Source organism: Micromonospora zhanjiangensis (genome assembly GCF_042650605.1).
Classification (GTDB): domain Bacteria; phylum Actinomycetota; class Actinomycetes; order Mycobacteriales; family Micromonosporaceae; genus Micromonospora_J; species Micromonospora_J zhanjiangensis.
Map to the genome: position 1 here is coordinate 14798 of NZ_JBHSBN010000015.1, position 23154 is coordinate 37951.

Genomic DNA, 23154 nt, shown 5'->3' on the forward strand with positions numbered 1-23154 from the left:
GTTCACACGGAAACGGACGGCTTCTCCCGGCTGACCGCGTCGAACAGCAGGTCCGCGGCCGCGTTCGTCCCGTCGGCCCGGACCGTGTCGGCCACGGCGGTGGCCCGCGCCCGGGTCCGTGGGTCCAGGGCGGTGGTGAGCGCGGCCGACAGGGACCCGGCGGTCGGGGTCGGACCGTCGGCCACCGCGCCGACGCCCAGTTCGGCCACCCGGGCGGCGAAGTACGGCTGGTCGGTGTACCGGGGTATCACCACCTGGGGGACGCCGGCCCGGGTGGCGACGTGCGCCGTGCCCGCGCTGCCGTGGTGGATGGCCGCGGCCACCCGGCCGAACAGCGCCTGCAGGTTGACCTCGTCGACGGCGAGGCAGTCGGTTCGGTCGTCGGGCGGGACGAGGTCGTCCCAGCCCCGGGAGAAGATCATTCGGTGGCCCTGGGCGCGGACCACCTCGACGGCCACCCGGGCCGCGTCACCGGTCTCGGACGTGCTGCCGAAGCCCACGTACACCGGTGGCGGGCCGGCGGCCAGGAACGCCTCCAAGTCCGCCGGCAGGGGCCGCTGGTCGGGCAGGATCCACGCGCCGGTCTGCACCGCGTCGAGGCCCGGCGGCAGCGGCGCCAGCACCGGATCCGCCGCCAACCAGGGCCGGTCGGTGTAGCCGTACCGGAAGATGTCCGCCACCGGCGGCAACCCGATGGCCGCCCGCCGCCGGTTGACCGGATCACCGAACCGCTCACCGAAACGTTGACCGCGCTGCTCCCACAGCACCCGGTTGTCCGTCACGCCCGGGGTGAGTCGCTCATCCAACGGAGGCGTGTGGTGCGACGACGGCAGATAGACCGGGCTGTAGGCGGCGTAGAAGTAGGGGATGCCCAGCTTCTCGGCCACCGACCGCACCGCGACCGCGGCCGCCAGTTCGCCGGCCGCCACCACCGCGTCGCACCCCTCGGCGCCCGCCGGGACCTGGTCGAACTGCACGTCGATTGCCCCGGCGGCCATCCGTCGCTGGGTCTCGGGCGACGGTGGACCCATCCCGTCCCGCAGCATCATCCGCATCGCCCGACCGACCGGCACCAGCGGCACACCGACCTCGGTCAGCCGCTCCGCGAACGCCGGCGACGCGCACATCCGTACCTGGGCACCGAGGGTCCGCAACCGCACCGCCAACGCCACCAGTGGTTCGACGTCGCCGCGGCTTCCCGAGGTCGACAACAACACGCGCATCTCGCATCTCCTGTTCCGGCGGGTTTCGGTCCGCCCGCCGAGTTGCTGGATCGTCGACTCGGTGTGGTTCACGCGAGGACGAACGGCTCGTTCCGGCTGACCGCGTCGAGCAGCAGTCGGGCGGCCACCGTCGTCCCGTCGGAACGGATGGTGCCGGCCACGGCGGTGGCCCGCGCCCGGGTACGCGGGCTCAGTGCGGTGGTGAGCGCGGCCGACAGGGACCCGGCGGTCGGCGTCGGGCCGTCGACCGCCGCGCCGATGCCCAGTTCGGCCACCCGCCGGGCGAAGTACGGCTGGTCCGTGTACTGCGGTATCAGGACCTGGGGGGTGCCCGCCCGCGCGGCCGCGGTCGTGGTGCCCGCGCCGCCGTGATGGACGACGGCGGCCACCCGCCCGAACAGCGCCTGCAGGTTGACCTCGTCGACGGCGAGGCAGTCGGCCCCGTCGTCGGGCGGGACGAGATCCGCCCAACCGCTGGAGAGGATCACCCGGTGGCCCTGGGCCCGGACCACCTCGACGGCCACCCGGGCGGTCGCACCGGTCTCGGAGGCGCTGCCGAAGCCCACGTACACCGGTGGCGGGCCGGCGGCCAGGAACGCCTCCAGCTCCGCCGGCAGGGGCCGCTGGTCGGGCAGGATCCACGCGCCGGTCTGCACCGCGTCGAGGCCCGGCGGCAGCGGCGCCAGCACCGGATCCGCCGCCAACCAGGGCCGGTCGGTGTAGCCGTACCGGAAGATGTCCGCCACCGGCGGCAACCCGATGGCCGCCCGCCGCCGGTTGACCGGATCACCGAACCGCTCACCGAAACGTTGACCGCGCTGCTCCCACAGCACCCGGTTGTCGGTCACGCCCGGGGTGAGTCGCTCATCCAACGGGGGCATGTGGTGCGACGACGGCAGATAGACCGGACTGTAGGCGGCGTAGAAGTAGGGAATGCCCAACTTCTCGGCCACCGACCGCACCGCGACCGCGGCGGACAACTCCCCGGCCGCCACCACCGCGTCGCACCCCTCGGCGCCCGCCGGGACCTGGTCGAACTGCACGTCGACCGCCTCGGCCGTCATCCGTCGCCGGGTCTCGGGCGACAGCGGCGCCGACCCGTCCCGCAGCAACGCGCGCGTCCCGTGACCGATCCGCACCAGCGGCACACCGACCTCGGCCAGCCGCTCCGCGGCGAACGGCGGTGCGCACATCCGTACCCGGATGGCGAGATCCCGCAGCCGCACCGCCAGTGCCAGCAGCGACTCGACGTCGCCGCGGCTTCCCGAGGTCGACAACAACACGCGCATCTCGCATCTCCTGTTCCGGTGGCCCATCCCGCCGCGGACGCCGTTCACACGGCGACGGCGGGTTTCTCCCGGCTGACCGCGTCGAGCAGCATCCGCGCGGCCACCGCCGCCCCGTCGGTGCGGATCGTGCCGGCCACCGCCGCCGCCCGCTCCCGGGTCCGCGGCGCGAGGGCCGTCCCGAGCGCGGCCGACAGGGAGTCGACGGTCGGCGTCGGACCGTCGTGCGCCGCGCCGATGCCCAACTCGGCCACCCGGCCGGCGAAGTACGGCTGGTCCACCATCTGCGGCACCACGACCTGCGGGACGCCGGCCCGGGCGGCCGTGGTCGTCGTACCCACGCCGCCGTGGTGCACGGCGGCCGCCACCCGGCCGAACAGCACCTGGTGGTTCACCTCGCCGACGACGAAACAGTCGTCCCGGTCGTCGGGCAGGGCCAGGCCGGCCCAGCCGCGGGAGAGGATCACCCGGTGGCCCTGGGCGCGGACCGCCTCGACGGCCACCTTCGCGGCGTCGGCGGGCGCGGGCATGCTGCCGAACCCCACGTACACCGGCGGTGGACCGGCCGCCAGGAACGCCTCCAGCTCCGGCGCGAGAGGGCGTTCGTCGGGCAGGATCCACGCGCCGGTCTGCACGGCGTCGAGGTCCGTCGGTTGCAGCGGCGCCAGGATCGGGTCGGCCGCCAGCAGGGGGTGATCGGTGAAGCCGTACCGGAAGATGTCCGCCACCGGCGGCAGGCCGATCGCGGCCCGCCTGCTGTTGAGCGGCTCGCCGAACCGCCGATGGGCACCCCGGTTGTTCCGGTCCCAGAGCGCCCGGTTGTCGGTCACGTCCCGGGCGGGTGGCTCGCCGAGGGGCGGTGGCGGCGGATAGTACGGCGACGGCAGGAAGATCGGGCAGTAGAAGCCGTAGAAGTAGGGGATGGCCCGCTTCTCGGCCACCGACCGGACGGCGACGGCGTCGGACAACACGCCGGTCGCCAGCACCGCGTCACAGCCCTCGGCGGCCGCCGGGACCTGGTCGAACTGCGCGGCCATCGCCTCGGCGGCGAGCCGCGGCCCGTCCGCGGGGGTCGGCCTCGCCGCGTTGATCGCGGTACGGGTCGACCGACCGACCGGCACCAGCGGCACGCCGACCTCGGCCAGCCGCTCCGCGGCGTCCGGGGGCGCGCACATCCGCACCTCGGCACCGAGCGCCCGCAGCCGTACCGCCAGCGCCACCAGCGGTTCGACGTCGCCGCGGCTTCCCGACGTCGACAACAACACACGCATCGCGTATTCCCCTCCGTAGGTTCCCGCCGGTTCCGGGTCGCCGACCCGGGTGGTCACACGGAGACCGGCGGCTTCTCCCGGCTGACCGCGTCGAGCAGCATCCGCGCGGCCACCGCCGCGCCGTCGGTACGCATCCGGCCGGCCACGGCCGCCGCCCGCTCCCGGGTCCGCGGCGCCAGGGCCGTCCGGAGAGCGGCCGACAGGGCGTCGAAGGTCGGTGCGGGCCCGTCGACCGCCGCACCGGCGCCCAGCTCGACCAGCCGCTCGGAGTAGTACACCTGGCCCACGATCTGACGGACCAGGATCTGGGGTGCGCCGGCCTGGCTGGCCACGTGCGTCGTGCCCGTACCGTCGTGGTGCACGGCGACGGCCACCCGGCCGAACAGCGCCTGGAGGTTCACCTCGCCGACGGCGAAACAGTCGGTCGCGTCGTCGGGCAGGGCCAGGTCGTACCAGCCCCGGGAGAGGATCACCCGGCAGCCCTGGGCCCGGGCCGCCTCGACGGCCACCCGGGCGGCGTCCTCGGCGCCGCCCGAGCTGCCGAAGCCCACGTACACCGGTGGCGGGCCGGCCGCGAGGAACGCCGCCAGGTCCGCCGGCAGGGGCCGTTCGTCGGGCAGGATCCAGGCACCGGTCTGCACGGCCTCGACGCCCGGCCGCAGCGGGGCCAGAACCGGATCCGCCGCCATCCAGGGCCGGTCGGTCAAGGCGTAGTCGAAGACGTTCCGCACCGGCGGCAGGCCCAGCGCGGCCCGGCGGTCGTTGATGACGCCGCCGAACAGCCCGTCGGCGCCCTCGTTGAACTGCTGCCGCTGCGCCGGGTCCAGCGCCGTGGGCAGGTGGATCGGACTCCAGACGACGTAGAAGTACGGGATACCCAGCCGCTCGGCCACCGACCGGACGGCGGCCGCACCGGACAGCAGACCGCTCGCCACCACCACGTCACAGTCCTGGGCGGCGGCCGCGGCCTGGTCGAACTGCGTGTGCACCCCCGCCGTCGCGGGATTGGCCCGGTCGCGCGGCAGCCGTTCGATCGGCATCAGCGGCACGTCGAGTTCGGCCAGCCGTTCGGCGCTGTCCCGCGGCGCGCACATCAGCGCCTGGGCGCCGAGGGCCCGCAATCGCGCCGCCAACGCCACCAGGGGTTCGACGTCTCCGCGTGAACCGCACGACCACAACAACGCCCGCGGCGAGCCCTTGCCAATCTCTCCCTGCGGGCCGTCGTCGGCCGGGGTCGAAGGCGGCTCGGGCGCGCCGCGCGGTTCAGGTTGAAGAAGGTTCATTCCCGCGTCCCCCATCCCGTCGCATTCAGCGAGCTCAATCATGCGGAACGGGCCCGATGTCCACGAGCGGGTCCAAGTGAGCATCCCGGACACTTGGTCACCCGCCCCGGACCCGGCCGCGCGCGGGAAGCCCGGGGCCCTCCGGCCCCGGGCTTCCCGCGGGTACGACGACTCGACCGGGTCCGCTCAGCGGTCGGTCACCGCCGCGTCCCCGGCCGCTCCGCCCGGGACCGGAGCTTCTCGGCGAGTACGGCCCCGATCTGGGCCAACGCGGCGGGCTGCACCATCTCGTAGTGGTTGGTCGGGATCTCGTGCGGCTCGATGGTCCCGCTGGTGTAGTCCCGCCAGCTGGCGATCGCCACCGGGGCGGGCAGGTGCGCGGGACGGTCCACCGAGGCCACGAAGAGCAGGACGTCGCTGGTGAAGGGCTTGGCGGTGTGGGCCGGACCGACCTGCCAGAGGTTACGCATGACCGCCTCCAGCCGGGACCGGGCGCCGGCGCCCTCGACCATCTGACCGGCGAGGTCGAGCTCCTGCCGTTTGCGCTGTTCGAGGGCCTCCTCGTCGCGTACGGCCCGTTCGCTCGGCGTACCGGTCGCGTTCTTGCCCATGTAGACGGGATAGGCGTCCAGCAGGGCGAGCAGGCCGACCTCCTCCCCCGCCGACTCCAGCAGGACGGCCATCGCCTGCGCGATCCGGCCACCGAGGGACCAGCCGAGCAGGTGGTACGGCCCGGTCGGCTGCACGGTCCGGATCTGCTCGACGTAGTCGGCCGCCATCTCCTCGACGCTGCCGGGCAGCGTCTCGGTCCGGGCCAGGCCGCGCGCCTGCACGCCGTAGACCGGTTGGTTCGGCGGCAGGTGCCGCAGCAGCGGCCGGTAGTTCCAGCTCAGGCCCCCGCTCGCGTGGACACAGAACAGTGCCGGCCGGTCGCCGCCGGCGCGCAGCGGCAGCAGGACCTCGTAGTCACCCGTCTTCGCCGAGGCGCTCGGTCCCCGGCGTTCGCCCACGACGACAAGCGTCCGGGCGGAGGTCTTGCGGGCGAGCAGGCCCGTGCGCACCATCCGGTGCCCCTCGGTCCCGTACGGGCAGGGCTCGCTCGGCCGGTCGGCCGCGCCCGCGTCCACCGCCGGACCGGTGAGGTAGAGCTCGCCGACGGCCCCCGGAACGACCGGCCGCCGCCGGTCGTCGAGCAGGAGCGCGCCGAGCGGCCCGTCCTCGGCCAGGTCCGCGACCACCGCGGGAACTGCCCCGGACCAGCGGGCCGGCGCGACGGCCGGAGCGTCCCGCTCGGCGTCGTCGAGGAAGAGGTCCAGGTCGCCGATCCGCCGACTGGGATCGGCCGCCACCTGTTCCAGGACCCGGACCAGCCGGTGGGCCAGCGACCGCGCCGTGTCCTCGTCGAACAGGTCGGCCGCGTAGTGCAGGGCGCCCTCGATGCCGGCCTCGTCGTCCTCGTCGTCGCGGCGCTCGACGAGCGCGAACGCGAGATCCAGCTCGATGGCCCCGACCCCGGTGGGTTCGGCGACGGTGCGCAGGGCGGGCAGTTCCGCGGCGTCCCACGCGCCGCTGTCCTCCTCCGCCACCTCCAGTCCGACCTGGAACACCGGGTGGCGGGAGAGCGAGCCCGGCAGGTCCAGCAGATCGGGAATCCTGTCGAAGGGCACGTCCAGGTGTTGGCGCGCCTCGCGGACCGCCTCCTGCACCCGGGCGACGACCTCCAGGAAGGTCGGGTCGGCCGAGAGGTCCGTCCGGATCGGGAAGGGCCGGGCGAACGGCCCGATCATCGGCTCCAGATCGATCAGATCCTCGTCCCGGGGCAGCGTCGTGCCGATCACCAGGTCCTGGCCCGCTCCGTAGCGGCACAGCAGCATGGCGAGGGCGGCCTGCACCAGCTGAAGCGTGTCGACGCCGGCCGACTCGACCGCCTTCGTCAACCGGGCGTGCGAGTCGGCGTCCAGCCGCAGCGCGACCGTGCCGGCCCGGCGCGACGGGATGGCCGGCCGGGGCCGGTCGAACGGGAGCACCGTCTCGGCGTCGATGCCGGCCAGGTGGTTCCGCCAGAAGTTCAGCTCGTCGCTGATCAGGCTGTCCTGCTCGCGTTCGCCCGCCAGCAGCCGCCGCTCCCAGATCGCGTAGTCGGCGAACTGCAGGACCAGGGGCGCGCGCTCCGGGGCCCGGCCGGCTCGCCGGGCACCGTACGCGGCCGCGAGGTCCCGGAAGAACACGTCCATCGAGTCGTCGTCGGCGGCGATCCGGTGCACCGTCACCGACAACACGTGCTCCTTCTCCGACAGCGCGAACAGGTCGCACCGCCAGGGCAGCTCCCGGGTGAGGTCGAAGAGCCGCTCACGCCGCTCGGCGAGCAGCCCGGGCAGTTCCTCCTCGGTGACCGGCGCCGGAGTCAACCGGACGGTCGCGGTGTCGTGGATGTGCTGCCGGACGCTCTGCGCGTCGCCGGGGAAGGTCGTCCGGAGGATCTCGTGCCGGGTCGCGACGTCACCGAGCGCCGCCGCCAGGGCGGTCACGTCCAGCCGGCCGCGCAGCCGCACCGCGGCCGAGACGTGCAGGCCGGCGGTCTCCTCCGCGGGTCGGGCCAGCAACCAGGCGCGCAGCTGGCGGGCGGTCAGCGGCACCCGTTCGGGCCGGGTGACGGCCTCCAGCGCGGGGCGTGACTTCGCGGCCAGCGCCCGGGCCACGCCCGCCGGAGTGGGCGAGGAGAACAGCTGCCGGATGGGCAGGTCCGCACCGAGTTCCTCCCGGATCCGCGCGATGAGCCGCATGGCCAGCGCCGAGCTGCCGCCCAGGTCGTGGAAGGCGTCGTCGACGCCCACCCGGTCGAGGCCGAGGATCTCGCCGTAGAGCGCGCAGAGCACCTTCTCGGTCTCGCTCTCCGGGGCCTTGGCCGACGCGTGGCCGGCGAGATCCGGGGCGGGCAGGGCCCGGCGGTCCACCTTGCTGTTGGCGGTGACGGGCAGGCTCATCAGGCCGACGACCGCGGTGGGCACCATGTACGCCGGCAGGACCAGGCCCAGTCGCCGCCGGATCTCCTCGGTGTCCAGCTCACCGGCGTCGGAGACGACGTAGCCCACCAGGCGCCGTTCGCCCGGTTGGTCCTCGCGCGCCACGACGACCGCCTCGCGCACCCCCGGCTGGGCGGCCAACGCGGCCTCCACCTCGGCCAGCTCCACCCGGAAGCCGCGGATCTTCACCTGGTCGTCGGCGCGGCCGAGGAAGACCACCTCGCCCTCGCGGTTCCAGCGCGCCAGGTCCCCCGTCCGGTACATGCGTTCGCCGGGGAGGAAGGGGCACGCCACGAACCGCTCGGCGGTCAGGTCCGGCCGGGACTGGTAACCGCGGGCCAGCCCGGTACCGGCGATGTACAGCTCGCCGGCCACCCCCGGCGGGACCGGCCGCAGGAAGGCGTCGAGGAGGTAGATCCTGCGGTTGGTCATGGGACGGCCGATCGGCAGCTCCGGCCCGAGTTCGGCACCGGGCTCGATCGGTTTCCACGTCGCGCACAGGGTGGTCTCGGTCGGCCCGTACGTGTTCCGCACCCGCAGGTCGGGCTGGGCCCGGCGCAGGTTCGCCACGGTGTGCGCGGGCACCACGTCGCCGCCGGTCCCGACCTCCCGCAGGCCGGCGAAGCAGTCCGGTGACGACTCCGCCAGCGCGCGGAAGGTGCCGGCGGTGAGGTGCACGGCGGTGGCGCCCCGTTCGACGGCCTGCCGTATCCCGCCCGCGTCCACCACCCCCGGCTCGGCGACCAGGACCCGGCCGCCCGTGGTGAGCGGCACCCACATCTCGTACAGCGAGGGGTCGAAGACGTGCGTCGCGTGCATCAGCACGGCGTCGTCGGGGCCGAGCTGCCAGCCCGCGTCGCCGGCCAGGCCGGCCACCGCCCCGTGCGGGATCGCCACACCCTTCGGAACGCCGGTGGACCCGGAGGTGTACATCACGTACGCCAGGTCGTCGGCGCCGAGCCGGATCCGGGGTGCCGGCGCGGCGGTATCGGCCACGGCCGAACGGGTTCCCGGCGCGTCGAGGACGACGGTGACCCGTCCCGGCGCGTCCTGCGGCACGACCGCGCGGGTGGCCTCGGTGCAGACGACGGTCGAGACGTCGGCGTCGGCGAAGATGAACGCGATCCGCTCGGCCGGGTACGCGACGTCCACCGGGACGTACGCGGCGCCCGCCTTCCAGATCGCCAGGAACACGACCGGCAGCTCGGCCGACCTCTCCATCGCCACCCCGACGCGGTCGCCGCGCCGGACGCCACGCTCGACGAGGTGGGCCGCCAGCCGGTCGGACGCCCGGTCGACCTCGGCGTAGCTGCGGTCCGTGCCGTCGGCGGAGGTGATCGCCACCGGGTCCGGCGCGGCGGCCACCCGCCGGGCGAACATCTCGACCACGGACCGCCCGGGCACCGGGCCGGCGGTGGCGTTCCAGTCGTCCACCACGACGGCGCGCTCGGCCTCGCCCAGCAGGGTCAGCCGGCCGACCAGGACGCCGGGCTCGGCGACCAGCCGCTCCAGCACCCGCACGATCGCGCCCAGCACCGATTCGGCGGCCGCCCGGTCGAACAGGCCCCGCTCGTAGTTGAGGATGACCGGCATCCGCTCACCCGGCCCGGTGACCAGGGTGAACGGGTAGTGCGAGGCGTCCCGACCCTGCTGCACCGGACGCATGGTCAGGCCGTCGTCCGCCGACCCGCCGAGTCCGGTACGGGGGAAGTTCTCGTAGATGACGAGCGTGTCGAAGACCGCCCCGGGCCCGACGACGGCCTGCACCTCCTGCAGGCCGAGGTGCTGGTAAGCGCCGAGCGCGGACTGGCTCCGCTGCAGGTCGGCGAGCAGGTCGACGACGCGCTGCCCGCCGTCCAGCCGGACCCGCACCGGCAGGGTGTTGAGCAGCATGCCGACCATCGACTCCACCCCGGCCAGCTCGGCCGGCCGGCCGGAGGAGGTCGCGCCGAACACCACATCGGTACGGCCGGCCAGTTGCGCCAGCACGACGGCCCACGCGCCCTGCACGACCGTGTTCATCGTCAGGTCGTGACCGCGCGCCAGCCGGGCCAGGTCGTCCGTCAGCTCCGGGGACAGCTCGGTCAGCACGGTGTCGATGTCCGGCACGCGGGTCGGATCGGCCGGGGCGACCGTGGTGGGGCTGTCCAGCCCGGCGAGCGCCTCCCGCCAGGCCGCCCGGCCCGCCTCCTTGTCCTGCCGACCCAGCCAGGCCAGGTAGTCCCGGTACGACACCGGGGCGGGCAGCCCGGACGCGTCCCCACCCGCCGCGTAGATCGCGGCGAGTTCGCGGTGCAGGATCGGCATGGACCAGCCGTCCACCAGCACGTGGTGCAGGGTGTGCACGAGCCGGTGGCTGCGCGGGCCGAGCCGGATCAGGTGCAGTTTCAGCAGCGGCGCCGCCTCCAGGCGGAACCGCTCGGCCATCTCGTCCGCCGCCAGCCGGCTCACCTCCGCGGCGGCGACGTCGTCCGGCAGCCCGGACAGGTCCGTCTCGCGCCAGGGCAGTTCGACGTTCCGCTGGATGACCTGCACCATCTGCGCGCCGCTGACGTACCGGAAACAGGCCCGCAGCGCGGCGTGCCGATCCACGAGCGCCTGCCAGGACGCCCGCAGCAGCTCGGCGTCCAGCGGGCCGTCGATGCCGTAGACGGACTGCACGGTGTAGGTGTCCGGCCCGTCCGGGTCGAGCGCGGTGTGGTAGAGCATGCCCTCCTGCAGCGGCGAAAGGGGCCAGACGTCCTCCACGCCGGAGCGCGGCTTCGTACGGGTGTCCTCAACGGTCACGATCTGCTCCTTCGGAGAGTCATTCGCCGGCCGGTCCGGCCTCGAGTTGGTCCATCTGTTCAGGCGAAAGGGCCACGAGCATGCCCGTCGGGGACTCCTGCGCCGCGTCCTGTCCGTCCTCGGCCGGGAGTTCCTTGACCAGGGCCGCCAGCCGTTCCGGCGTCTTCTCGTCGAACACCTGCCACGGGGTCAGTGCCAGCCCCTCCCGGCGGGCCCGGGTGGACAGCTGCATCGAGCTGATCGAGTCGCCGCCGAGTTCGAAGAAGCTGTCGTTGACGCCGACCCGGTCCAGGCCGAGCACCTCCGCGAACAGGTCGCACAGCCGGGCCTCCATTGCCGTACGCGGGTCCGCCCCGGACGAGCGCCGGCCGAAGTCGGGGGCCCGCAGCGCCCGGTGGTCGACCTTGCCGTTGGGGGTGACCGGCATCGTCTCCAGCGGCACGAACGCCGCCGGCACCATGTGCTCCGGCAGCCGGTCGGCCGCCGCCTCGCGGAGTTTGGCGACCAGCGCGTCGGCGTCGGCCGCCGGCGCGGCCGCCGGGACGACGTACGCCACCAGTTGCTTCTCGCCCGGTCCGTCCTCGCGGGCGACGACCGCCACCTGGGCGACTCCCGGGTGGGCCGTCAGCACGGCCTCGATCTCACCCGGCTCGACCCGGTACCCGCGCACCTTCACCTGGGCGTCGACCCGGCCGACGAAGACCAGCTCCCCGCCGGAGGTCCAGCGGGCCCGGTCGCCGGTGCGGTACATCCGACCGCCCGGGGTGAACGGGTCGGCGACGAACCGTTCCGCCGTCAGGCCCGGCCGGCCGAGGTAGCCGCGGGCCAGGCCGGCGCCGGTGACGTACAGCTCGCCGGTCATCCCCGGCGGCACCGGCTGCAGGAACGCGTCGAGCAGGTAGGACCGCATGTTGGCGATCGGGCCACCGATGGGCACCACGTCCCGTCCGGCGGACAGCGGGTCGCTCATCGTCGCGCACACCGTCGTCTCGGTGGGCCCGTACGCGTTGATCATGCGACGGCCCCGCGACCAGCGGTCCACCAGTACGGGCGGGCACGCCTCGCCGGCCACGACCAGCGTCTCCAGTCCGTCCGGCAGGTCGTCCTCGACGGCCAGCACGCTCGGCGGAACGGTGACGTGGGTGATCTCCCACCGGCGCAGCGCGTCGCCCAGCGACACCCGCGGCGGCATGCTCGCCGGGTCGGCGAGGACGATCGTGCCGCCGGACAGCAGGGCCGTGCAGAGCTCGGAGACGGCGGCGTCGAAGCCGAGGGAGGCGAACTGCAGGATCCGCGCGGACGAGGTCACCGCGAAGCGCTCGATCTGGGCGCCGGCCAGGTTGCCGAGCCCGGCGTGGGTGGCCAGCACCCCCTTGGGCACCCCGGTCGACCCCGACGTGTAGATCACGTACGCGCCGTCACCCGCCGCCACCCGTGGCAGCGCCGTCCCCGGGTCGGCGGCGGACCGCTCGTCCAGCACCACCACCGCGCCCGCGAACTCCGCCGGCACGACCGGTCGGGTGTCCGCCGTGCACACCAGCACCTCCGGTGCCGAGTCCGCGAGCATCAGGGTGATCCGCTCCCGGGGGTAGTCCGGATCGACCGGGACGAACACCCCGCCGGCCAGCGACACCCCGAGCAGGGCCACCACCAGCTCCACCGACCGTTCCACCAGCACGGCCACCCGGGTCTCCCGCCGTACGCCGGACGCCACCAGCAGCCGCGCCAGCCCGTCGGCCTCGTCCGACAGCTCGCCGTAGGACAGGCTCCGCGCGGCGTCCCGCACCGCCTCCGCGTCCCGTGACCGTTCCACCTGCCGGCGGAACAGCACCGGCAACGGCTCGGCGGCGAGCGGCGCCCCGGTCCGGTTCCATTCCCGTACCACCAGCTCGCGTTCCGCGGCGCCGATCAGGCCGACCCGCCCCACCGGGGTCCACGGTTGCGCCGCCACCTGCCGCAGCGCCCGGACGACCCCCGCGAGCAGCCGCTCGGCCTCGGTCCGGTCGACGACGTCCGGCCGGTAGATGAACTCGCCGTGCACGCCGCCGCCCTCGGACGCGCGCAGGGACACCGGGTAGTGCCCGCTGTCCTCCGGTATCTCCGCCGGCCGCAGGACGACCGCGTCGGGGCTGTCCGACGGCAGCGGCGGGTGCGGGTAGTTCTCGAACACCACGATCGTGTCGAAGGCCGCGCCGGGCCCGGCGAACTGGGTGATCTCGCTCAGCCCGATGTGCTGGTGCGCCATCATCGCGATCTGCCGGCCCTGCAGGTCGGTCAGCATCTCGACGAACGGTTCGGCGCCGTCCAGCCGGGCCCGTACCGGCAGTGTGTTCATGAACAGGCCGACCACGGCCTCGACGCCGGGAATCTCCGGCGGACGCCCGGCCACCGCGGCGCCGAAGACCACGTCGCCGCGCCCGGTCAGCCGGGCCAGCAGCAGCGCCCAGAGCCCCTGGAAGAGCGTGTTCATCGTCACGCCGTGGCCGCGGGTGAGTTCCGCCAGGCGCCGGCTCAGCTCGTCGTCGAGGTGGAACCGCACCCGCTCGGGCTTGATCGGCGTGCTGATCGTCTCCGGCGGCACGACGTGGGTCGCCTCGTCGATCCCGGCCAGCTCGGCCCGCCACGCCTCCCGGGCGGCCTCCTTGTCCTGCCGGGCGAGCCAGGCGAGGTAGTCGCGGTACGACGTCGGTGCCGGCCGGGCCGCACCGGCACCGCCGGACTCGTACGCCGCCAGCACGTCGGTGGTCAGGATCGGCAGCGACCATCCGTCGCACGAGATGTGGTGCGACGCGAGGGCCAACCGGTACCGGCGTTCACCCAGCCGCATCAGGTGCAGGCGCAGCAGCGGTGCCCGGGTCAGGTCGAACCGTTCGGCGTGCAGTTCCGCGGTGAGCCGGTCGAGTTCCGCCAGCGCCTCGTCCTCCGGCAGGTGGGACAGGTCGGTCTCCTGCCACGGAATCGTCACCTCGCCGGCCACCGCCTGCACGGCCGCGCCGGAGGCGAGCTGGTGGAAGCTCGCCCGCAGGGCGGCGTGCCGGTCGACGACGGCCTGCCACGACGCGCGGAACCGGGCCACGTCCAGCGGACCCTCCACGGCGAGGGTACGCATCCCGGCGTAGACGTCCGGACCGCGTTCGTCGGCGGCGTGGAACAGCAGGCCCTCCTGCAGCGGCGAGAGCGGCCAGATGTCGAGCAGACCGGGTACGGCGTCCTCGATCTCCGTCACGTCCCGCTGGGTCAGCGTGGCGAGCGGGAAGTCGGACGGCGTGTGCCCCCCGGCGCCGTCGTGGCCGGCGTGTGCGGCCAGGCCGGCCAGCATGCCGAGCCAGGTGTCGCCGAGCGACCGCGCCTCGGCGTCGCCGACGATCCGCCCGGCCCAGGTCAGGGTCAGCCGCAGCTCGGGCCCGTCCACGGCGTCGAGCACCACCACGTCGATCTCCAGGACGTGTCGCAGCGGCATGTCCTGCCCCGCCGCGCCACCGATGGTTCCCACCGGTTGCCAGGGCTCCGGACGACCGTCGGGCCGCGCGGAGAAGCGGCCCAGGTAGTTGAACCCGATCTCTGGCTCCGGCAGCGCCGCCAGGACCCGTCCCGTACCGGCGTCGAGGTGGCGCAGGATCCCGTAACCGAGCCCGCCGTCGGGCACCGTGCGGACGCTCTCCTTGACGGTCTTCAGCAGCAGGCCGGCCGCGTCGCCACCGGCGATCGCCTCGGTCGTGTCGATCCCGGTCACGTCCAGCCGGAGCGGATGCACGTCGGTGAACCAGCCGACCGTCCGGGACAGGTCCAGCTCGCCGATCGGCTGACGGCCGTGGCCCTCGACGTCGACCACGACGGCCGTACCGCCGCGCCAGCGCGCCACCGCGCCGGCCAGGGTGGCCAGCAGCACCTCGTGCACCCCGCAGTGGAAGGCCGAGGTGGCCCGCTCCACGAGCACCCGCGCCTGTCCCCGCGGCACCACCCACGACCGGCGGCCCGCCGTCGACATGGTGTCCCGGGCGAGGTCCAGCTCGCCGAGCCGGGGCTCCTGCCCGTCGAGGATCCCGGTCCAGGTCGCCAGCTCCCCGGTCCGGGTCGCCGCCTGCTCGACAAGCGTCCGCGCCCAGCGCCGGAACGAGACGTCCACCGGGTCGAGCGTCGGTGCCCGGCCCGCGGCGACGGCCTCGCAGGCCGCCCGCAGGTCCGGCAGCAGGATCCGCCAGGACACCGCGTCCACCACGAGGTGGTGGGCCAGCAGCACGAGCCGTCCGACGCGTCCCGGTCCCGCGTCCACCCACACCGCGCGGACCAGCACACCGGCGGTGGGATCCAGTCGCCCGGCCGCCGCCTCGGCGGCGCGTTCCGCGAGGTCGTCCAGGTCCTCGGCGCCGGCCTCGACCCGCTCGACCAGCCCCGCCGCGTCCACCGCGCCCCGGTCGGCCACCACCAGCCGCAGCTCCTGTCCCCCGGTCGCGACGACCCGGCCGCGCAGCATGTCGTGCGCGTCGAGCAGCGCGGCCAACCCGGCCGCCAGCACGTCCGTGGACAGGTCGTCGGGCGCGCCCACCGTCGTCCACTGCGCCGACGTACCGCGGGTGAGCGCGCCCGGATCGCGGTCGAGCAGCGCGCGCATCACCGGCGTCCAGGGGACCTCGCCGACGCCGTCGCCCGGGTCGGTCCGGGTCCCGCCGCCGTGCTCGGCGATCGCCGCGATACCGGCCGGCGTCCTCTGCTCGAAGACGTCCTCCGCGCCGAAGACGATGTTCTCCCGGCGCGCCCGGCCGGCGAGCTGCATCGACAGGATCGAGTCACCACCCAGTTCGAGGAAGCTGTCGTCGGCACCGACCCGGTCCAGGCCGAGGACCTCGGCGAACAGGTCGCACAGCACCCGCTCGGTCGCGGTGCGCGGCTCGCGTCCGGCCGGCCGGCCGGTGGCTTCGGGCGCGGGCAGTGCGCCGCGGTCGATCTTCCCGTTGACGGTCAACGGGAAGGCGTCCAGCACCACCACCGCGGCCGGCACCATGAACTCCGGCAGCCGCGCCGCGAGCCGCTCGCGCACCGCGTCGGGGTCCGGGGCCGGGCCCTCGGCCGCGGTCAGGTAGGCGACCAACCGCTTCTCGCCCGGCCGGTCCTCCCGCGCCACGACGACCGCCTGCGCCACCTCGGGAAGCTCGGTCAGCGCCACCTCGATCTCGGCCGGTTCGACCCGGTAGCCACGGATCTTCACCTGGGTGTCGGCCCGCCCGGCGAACAGCAGCTCACCGTCGTCGGTCCGGCGGGCCAGGTCGCCGGTGCGGTACATCCGCGCACCGGGAACGAACGGGTCGGCGACGAACCGCTCGGCGGTCGCCGCGCCGGCGGCCAGGTAACCGCGCGCCAGGCCGGCGCCGGCGAGGTAGAGCTCGCCGGGCACGTTCGGCGCCACCGGCTGCAGGAACGGGTCCAGCACGTACGCCCGGCGGCCGGCCAGGGGCGTGCCGATGGGCAGGGCGGCACCGGTCGCGGCGCCCGGCTCGATCAGGTGCCAGGTGGCGCAGAGGGTGGTCTCGGTGGGGCCGTACAGGTGCCGGACCCGGACCTGCGGGCAGGCCTCGCGCAGCCGTACGACGGAGGCGAGGGGTACCGCGTCCCCGCCGGTCAGCACCTCGCGCAGTCCGCTGAAGGCTTCCGGTGACTCCTCGGCCAGCACCCGGAAGCTGCCGGCCGTCAGGTGGGCGGTGGTCACGCCGCGGGCGACCGCCTCCCGCAGCCGCCGCGCGTCGACCGCCCCCGGCTCCGCGACCAGCACCCGGGCCCCGTTGACCAGGGGCACCCAGATCTCCAGCAACGACGCGTCGAACGCGTGCGAGGCGTGCATCAGCACGCAGTCGCCGGGGTCGAGGGACCAGCCCGGGTCGCCGGCCAGCGCCGCCACGCTCGCGTGCGGCACCGCGACGCCCTTCGGCACACCGGTCGATCCGGACGTGTACATCACGTAGGCCACGTCGTCCGCCGCGACCGTCAGCGCCGGCGCCCCGGGCCGCGCCGGGCCGGCGGCCGGTGCGTCGATGACCACCGGGTCGATCCCGGCCGGCACCGCGTCCCTGGTCGCCGTCACACAGACCGCCACCGAGACGCCCGCGTCGGTCAGCATCCGCTCGATCCGTTCCGGCGGGTAGGCCAGGTTCACCGGGACGTACCCGGCGCCGGCCTTCCACACGGCGAGGAAGGCGACGAACAGGTCCGCGCCGCGGTCCAGCACCACCCCGACGCGGTCGCCGCGCCGGACACCCCGCCCGGCCAGGTCACCCGCCAGCCGGTCCGATTCGGAGTCCAGGTCGGCGTAGGACAGGGTGCGCCCGGCGTCGATGACGGCCACCGCGTCCGGCGTGCCGCGCGAGCGCCGCCGGAACAGTTCCAGCACCGACGCCGCACCGGCCGCGGCACCGGTCGGTGCCGGCCCCGCCAGCACGGACGCGTCCGCCGGCCCGCCGGTCACACCGAGCCGCCCCAGCACCGTGGCCGGCTCCGCCACCACCCGTTCCATGACCCGTACGACCTGCCGCGCGACCTCGACGGCCGTCGCCCGGTCGACGCTGCCCGGCCGGTACGACACGCGGATCTGCACCCGCCGGCCGGGACTGACGCTCATGGTCAGCGGATAACCGGTACCGGTCCGGGTGAGCACCGAGCCGATCGTGACGCCGCCGTCGTCGCCGACCTCGACGGCGTCCATCGGGTAGTTCTCGACCATCATGATGGTGTCAAAGGTCGCGCCCGGTCCCGCCACCTTCTGGATCTCCGACAACCCCATGTGCTGGTGCTCGGCGAGCGCCGACTGGCGCCGCTGCAGGTCCGCGAGCAGGTCCAGCACCGGCATGCCGCCGTCGAGGCGGACCCGGACCGGGACGGTGTTGATGAACATCCCCACCATCCGCTCCACGTCCGGCACCTCCGCCGGGCGTCCCGCCACCACCGACCCGAACACCACGTCGGTCCGGCCGGCCAACCGCGCCAGCACCAGCGCCCAGGCACCCTGGACGATCGTGCTCAGCGTCAGGCCCCGACCGCGCGCGAACGCGGTGAGGGCCCGGGTGGCCTCCTCGGACAGCAGTTCGCAGTGCTCCCGCGGCATCACCATGGTTCGGCCCGCGTCGGGGTCCAGCACCGTCGGTTCGTCCGAACCGGCGAACTCGGACCGCCACGCCGCCCGGGCCGCCTCCTTGTCCTGGCGGTTCAGCCAGCCGAGGTAGTCCCGGTAGGAGGGTGCCGGCGAGGCGCTCCGTCGGCCCGCGTACTCGGCCGACATCTCCCCCACGACGATCGGGGTCGACCAGCCGTCCAGGACGATGTGGTGCGGCGTCAGCACGAGCCGGTGCCGGTCCTCGGCGAGCCGGATCAGCAACAGCCGCAGCAGCGGCGCCCGGCTGAAGTCGAACCGCTCCGCCTGGTCCGCCGCGACGAGACGGTCGACCTCCGCGGCCGCGTCCGCCTCGTCGAGGTGCGACACGTCCACCATCCGCCAGGGCAGCTCGACCTCGTCGGCGACCACCTGCACCGGCCGACCGGACGCCAGCTGGTGGAAGCTGGTCCGCAGCGACTCGTGCCGGGCGACCACCGCTTCCCAGGCCGCCCGCAACCGGTCCGCGTCGAGCGGTCCGTCCAGGTCGAAGATCCGCTGGGTCTGGTAGACGTCCACCCCGTCCCCGTCGCGGGCCCGCTCGAAGAGCATGCCCTGCTGCATGGGCGACAGGGGCCAGATGTCGGTCAGTCCCGGCGCCGCGCCCGCCAGCTCCGCCACGTCCCGCCGGGCCACCTCGACCAGGTCGAAGTCGGACGGGGTGTGCCCGCCGGCGTTCGGCGTACCGGCGTGGGTGGCCAGGCCGGTCAGCAGTTCCAGCCAGGCCTCGCCGAGTCGCTCGACCACGCCGGGGTCGAGGTCCCGGCTGTCCAGGGTGAGCCGCACCCGGGGACCGGCGTCGGTGTCCCGCACGTCCGCGGCGGCCTCCAGCACGTGGGCCAGGGCGACGTCCGGGCCGGCGGCCGCGGCGCCGAGCGCCCCGTCGCGCACCTGCCACGCCGTGTCCCCGGCGGCGACGCCGGACCGGCCCAGGTAGTTGAATCCGATCTGCGGGGACGGCAACCCGGCCAGCCTCGATCCGGTGTCGGGGTTGAGGTGGCGCAGCAGCCCGTAGCCGAGGCCGTCGCCGGGCACCGCGCGTACCTGTTCCTTCACGGCCTTCAGCAGCTCCCCGGCCGCCGCGTTCCCGGCCGCGGCGGCGGCCAGGTCGACGCCGGAGACGTCGAGGCGGACCGGGTGGACGCTGGTGAACCAGCCGACCGTACGCAGCAGGTCCTCGCCGTCGACCGGGTGGCGGCCGTGTCCCTCCACGTCTACCAGCACGCCGGCGTCGGCACCGCGCCCGCGCGCCACCGCGCCCGCGAGTCCGGCGAGCAGGACCTCCTGGATCCCGCAGTGGAAGGCCCCCGGCAGCCGGCCCACCAGGCTGCCCGCCGCGGCGCCGGACAGGGTACGGGACCATGAGGACGGTTGCCCGGTGTGCTCGCCCAGGGACGGGTCCACCCCGTCCAGCACCGTCACCCAGTGGTCGAGTTCGGCCACGGTGCTCTCGTGCGTCGCCTGCTCGGTCAGCCGCAGCGCCCACTGCCGGTACGACGTCGCCGCGGCTTCCAGCGTCGGGGTCCGGCCGGAGCGCACGTCGTCGTACGCCGCGCGCAGGTCCGGCAACAGGATCGCCCAGGAGACCGCGTCGACCACCAGGTGATGGGCCACCAGCGCCAACCGGCCCGGCTCCGCGCCGGGCGGGTCGATCCACCCGACCCGCACCATGACCCCGGCCGACGGATCCAGTCCGGCCTCGGCCTCCTTGGCGCTCCGCGCGGCGACGTCGTCGAGGTCGCCGGTGCCGGCCGGCACCCGCGTGATCAGGTCCGCCGCGGCCACCGCGCCGCGCTCGGGCACCATTAGCCGCCGATCGGACGTCACCCGCGCACGCAGCACGTCGTGCGTGTCCAGGACCGCCTGCAGGGCGGCGGCCAGCGTGTCCGGGCGCAGGTCGACCGGAGCGACGAGGATCCTCGCCTGCGCGAACCCGGGGCGCACCGCGTCGTCGCCGAGGGCCCGCATCACCGGCGTCCACGGGATCTCGCCGACGCCGGCGTCCGCCGCGCCGCGGTCCCGGCGCGTCGACCCGGACGCCTCGGCCAGCGCCGCCAGCCGCTGCGGGGTCCGTTGCTCGAACACCTGCCGCGGGGTCAGCGTGATGCCCTCGCGCCGGGCCCGGGCGGCCACCTGCATCGAGGAGATCGAGTCACCGCCCAGGGCGAAGAAGCTGTCGTCGACGCCAACCCGGTCGAGGCCCAGGACGTCGGCGAAGATCCCGCACAGGATCCGCTCGGCCTCGGTGGCCGGTGCCCGGCCGGTCGAGTTCGCGGCGAAGTCCGGGTCGGGCAGGGCCTCCCGGTCCACCTTGCCGTTGACCGTCAGCGGCAGCTCGGGAAGCACGATCACCGCGGCCGGAACCATGAACTCGGGCATCGTCGCGGCGAGTCGCTCGCGCAGCCGCGCCGGGTCGACGTCCCGCCCCGCCTCGGCGACCACGTAACCGACCAGGTGCTCCCCCCGTACGGACACCACGGCCTGGCCGACCCCCGGCAGGTCGCCGAGGACCGCCTCGATCTCGCCCGGCTCCACCCGGTAACCGCGGATCTTGACCTGGTCGTCGGCCCGGCCGGCGAACACCAGCGCGCCCTGGTCGGTCCAGGACGCCAGGTCGCCGGTCCGGTACATCCGCTCGCCCGGGGCGAACGGATCGGCGACGAACCGCTCGGCGGTCAGCGCCGGACGGCCCAGGTAGCCCCGGGCCACCCCCGCTCCGGCGACGTACAGCTCACCGGTCACGCCCGGCGGCAGGGGGCGCAGGAACGCGTCGAGGACGTAGACCCGCCTTCCGGCGAGCGGCCGTCCGATCGGCAGCACCGACCCCGTCCCGTCGCCCGGTTCGAGCAGCCACCAGGTCGCGCACAGGGTGGCCTCGGTGGGGCCGTAGAGGTGCCGGACCCGGACGTCCGGGCAGGCCCGCCGTACCCGCTGCACCGCCGCGAGCGGCACCTCGTCCCCGCCGGTCAGCACCTCGCGCAGGCCGGCGACGGACCCCGGCGACTCCTCGGCCAGCACCCGGAACGTCCCCGCCGTCAGGTGGGCGGCCGTGACCCCGCCGGCCACCTGGGCGGCGAGGGCCGCACCGTCCACCGCGCCGGTCCCGGCGATCACCACCCGGGCACCCGACACCAGCGGCACCCAGATCTCGAACAGGGAGATGTCGAACGCGTGCGACGCGTGCATCAGTACGGCATCGTCGGGGCCCGTGCCCCAGCCCGGCTCACCGACCAGCGCCGCGACGTTGCCGTGCGACACCGCGACGCCCTTCGGTGTCCCCGTCGACCCCGAGGTGTACATCACGTACGCCAGGTCGTCGGCGCCGGTCGCGACCGACAGCCGCGGGCAGCGCGCCACCGCCTCCCGGGTCGCGGGGTCGTCCAGGACGACCGGTTCGAGCCCGCCGTCCAGCACCGCGGCCCGGAACGCCTCCTCGCACACCGCCGCCGCCGGTTCGGCGTCGGCCAGCATGAACTTTACCCGTTCCGCCGGGTAGGCGGGGTCCACCGGCACGAACGCCGCTCCGGCCCGCCACACCGCGAGCAACGTCGCGATCAGGTCGGCCGACCGGCGCATCAGTACGGCCACCCGGTCCCCGCGCCGGACCCCGCGCCGGCTCAGGTAGCCGGCGAGCCGTTCGGCGCGCTCCGCCAACTCCCCGTACGAGACCGTCCCGCCGTCGTCGACGAGCGCCGTCCGGTCGGCGTGGTGTTCCGCCTGACGGGCGAACAGGTCCAGGGCCGACCGGTCCGGCCGCGCGCCGGATGCCGTGCCCCAGTCCCGTACCACCAGGTCGCGTTCGGCCCCGCTCGTCACGTCGATCTCGGCGACGGTGGTGTCGCCGGCGGCCGTCAGCTGCCGCAGCACCCGGGTGAGTCGCCCGACGACCGCGAGCGCGGTCGCCCGGTCGAACAGCTCCGGCAGGTAGTCGAGCTTGAACAGGGTCGGCTCGCCGGGGACGGCGACCAGCGTCAGCGGATAGTGGGCGGCTTCCTGCCCCTGGTGCACCCGGATCCGGAGGGTCCCGGCGGCGCCCGATCCGCCGATCACCCGCGGGAAGTTCTGGACGACCAGCAGGGTGTCGAAGACCGCGCCGGGCCCGGCCGCCTTCTGGATGTCCGCCAGGCCCACGAACTGCTCGGGAATGAGCGCCGACTGCCGCCGCTGCAACTCGGTCAGCAGCTCGACGACCGGCTGCGCGCCGCGCAGCCGCACGCGCACCGGGACGGTGTTGAGGAAGAGGCCGACCATCCCTTCCACGCCGGGCAGGTCCGCCGGGCGCGCCGACACCGTCGCGCCGAACACCACGTCCGTCCGACCCGCCAGCCGCGCCAGCAGCAACGCCCACGCGCCCTGCACCACCGTGTTCAACGTCAACCCGTGGCCACGGGCCAGCTCGTCCAGGGCCCGGGTGAGGTCCGCCGGCAGCTCGGCCGTGACGCTCTCCGGCGTGCCGGGGGCGCGCCCCGGATCGGCGGGTGCGACGAGCGTCGGCTCCTCGGCGCCCCGCAGCTCCGCCGCCCACGCGGCCAGCGCCCGCTCCTTGTCCTGCCGGCCCAACCACCCCAGGTACTCCCGGTACGGCGTCACCGCCGGCAGGTCCGACGGAGCGCCGCCGGCCGCGTACAGCGTCGACAACTCGTCGAGCACGATGGGCAACGACCAGCCGTCCAGGATCGCGTGGTGGCAGGTCACCACCAGGCGGTGCCCGCCACCGGTGAGGCGGATCAGAGTCAACCGCAGCAGCGGCGCCCGCGCCACGTCGAACGGCCGCAGCCGGTCCTGTTCGGCCAGCTCCCGTACGGCCTCCTCGGGATCGTCGAGGTGGGTGAGGTCGACCTCCCGCCACGGCAGCTCCACCCGACCGGCGATGACCTGCACCGTCTCGCCCGTCCTGCGCTGCCGGAAGCAGGCCCGCAGCGAGGCGTGCCGGGCCAGCAGCGCCTCCCACGCCGTACAAAGTCGGGCCTGGTCCACCGGCCCGTCGAGGTCGAGGATCCAATGTCCTACGTAGACGTCCGGCCCCTCGTCGTCGTAGACGGTGTGGAAGAGCAGGCCCTCCTGCAGCGGCGACAGCGGCCAGATGTCCTCGATGCGCGACTGGGTCACGGATATCTCCCTCGATCAGAGAAAGGCTTGGGAA

At 74.7% G+C, this 23154-nt stretch carries 6 protein-coding genes; all 6 read right to left on the minus strand.

The annotated features are described in order from the left end of the window. Positions 1-2: 2 nt before the first annotated feature. Complete coding sequence (locus ACFOX0_RS20635; protein WP_377548434.1) at positions 3-1223, minus strand: glycosyltransferase; 1221 nt, start codon at positions 1221-1223, stop codon at positions 3-5. A gap of 68 nt (positions 1224-1291) precedes the next feature. Further along, positions 1292-2512: a glycosyltransferase gene (locus ACFOX0_RS20640; RefSeq protein ID WP_377548437.1), complete on the minus strand. Its 1221-nt coding sequence runs from the start codon at positions 2510-2512 to the stop codon at positions 1292-1294. Between the two features lie 44 nt (positions 2513-2556). Beyond that, positions 2557-3780: a glycosyltransferase gene (locus ACFOX0_RS20645; protein WP_377548440.1), complete on the minus strand. Its 1224-nt coding sequence runs from the start codon at positions 3778-3780 to the stop codon at positions 2557-2559. Between the two features lie 53 nt (positions 3781-3833). Continuing rightward, complete coding sequence (locus ACFOX0_RS20650) at positions 3834-5063, minus strand: glycosyltransferase (RefSeq protein WP_377548443.1); 1230 nt, start codon at positions 5061-5063, stop codon at positions 3834-3836. Between the two features lie 197 nt (positions 5064-5260). After that, the gene (locus ACFOX0_RS20655) at positions 5261-10873 is read right to left on the minus strand and encodes an amino acid adenylation domain-containing protein (RefSeq protein WP_377548446.1); all 5613 of its coding nucleotides are present in this window, start codon (positions 10871-10873) and stop codon (positions 5261-5263) included. Between the two features lie 19 nt (positions 10874-10892). Next, entirely contained in the window at positions 10893-23120 is a 12228-nt protein-coding gene (locus tag ACFOX0_RS20660; protein ID WP_377548449.1) for a non-ribosomal peptide synthetase, read from the minus strand. Positions 23121-23154: the final 34 nt, after the last annotated feature.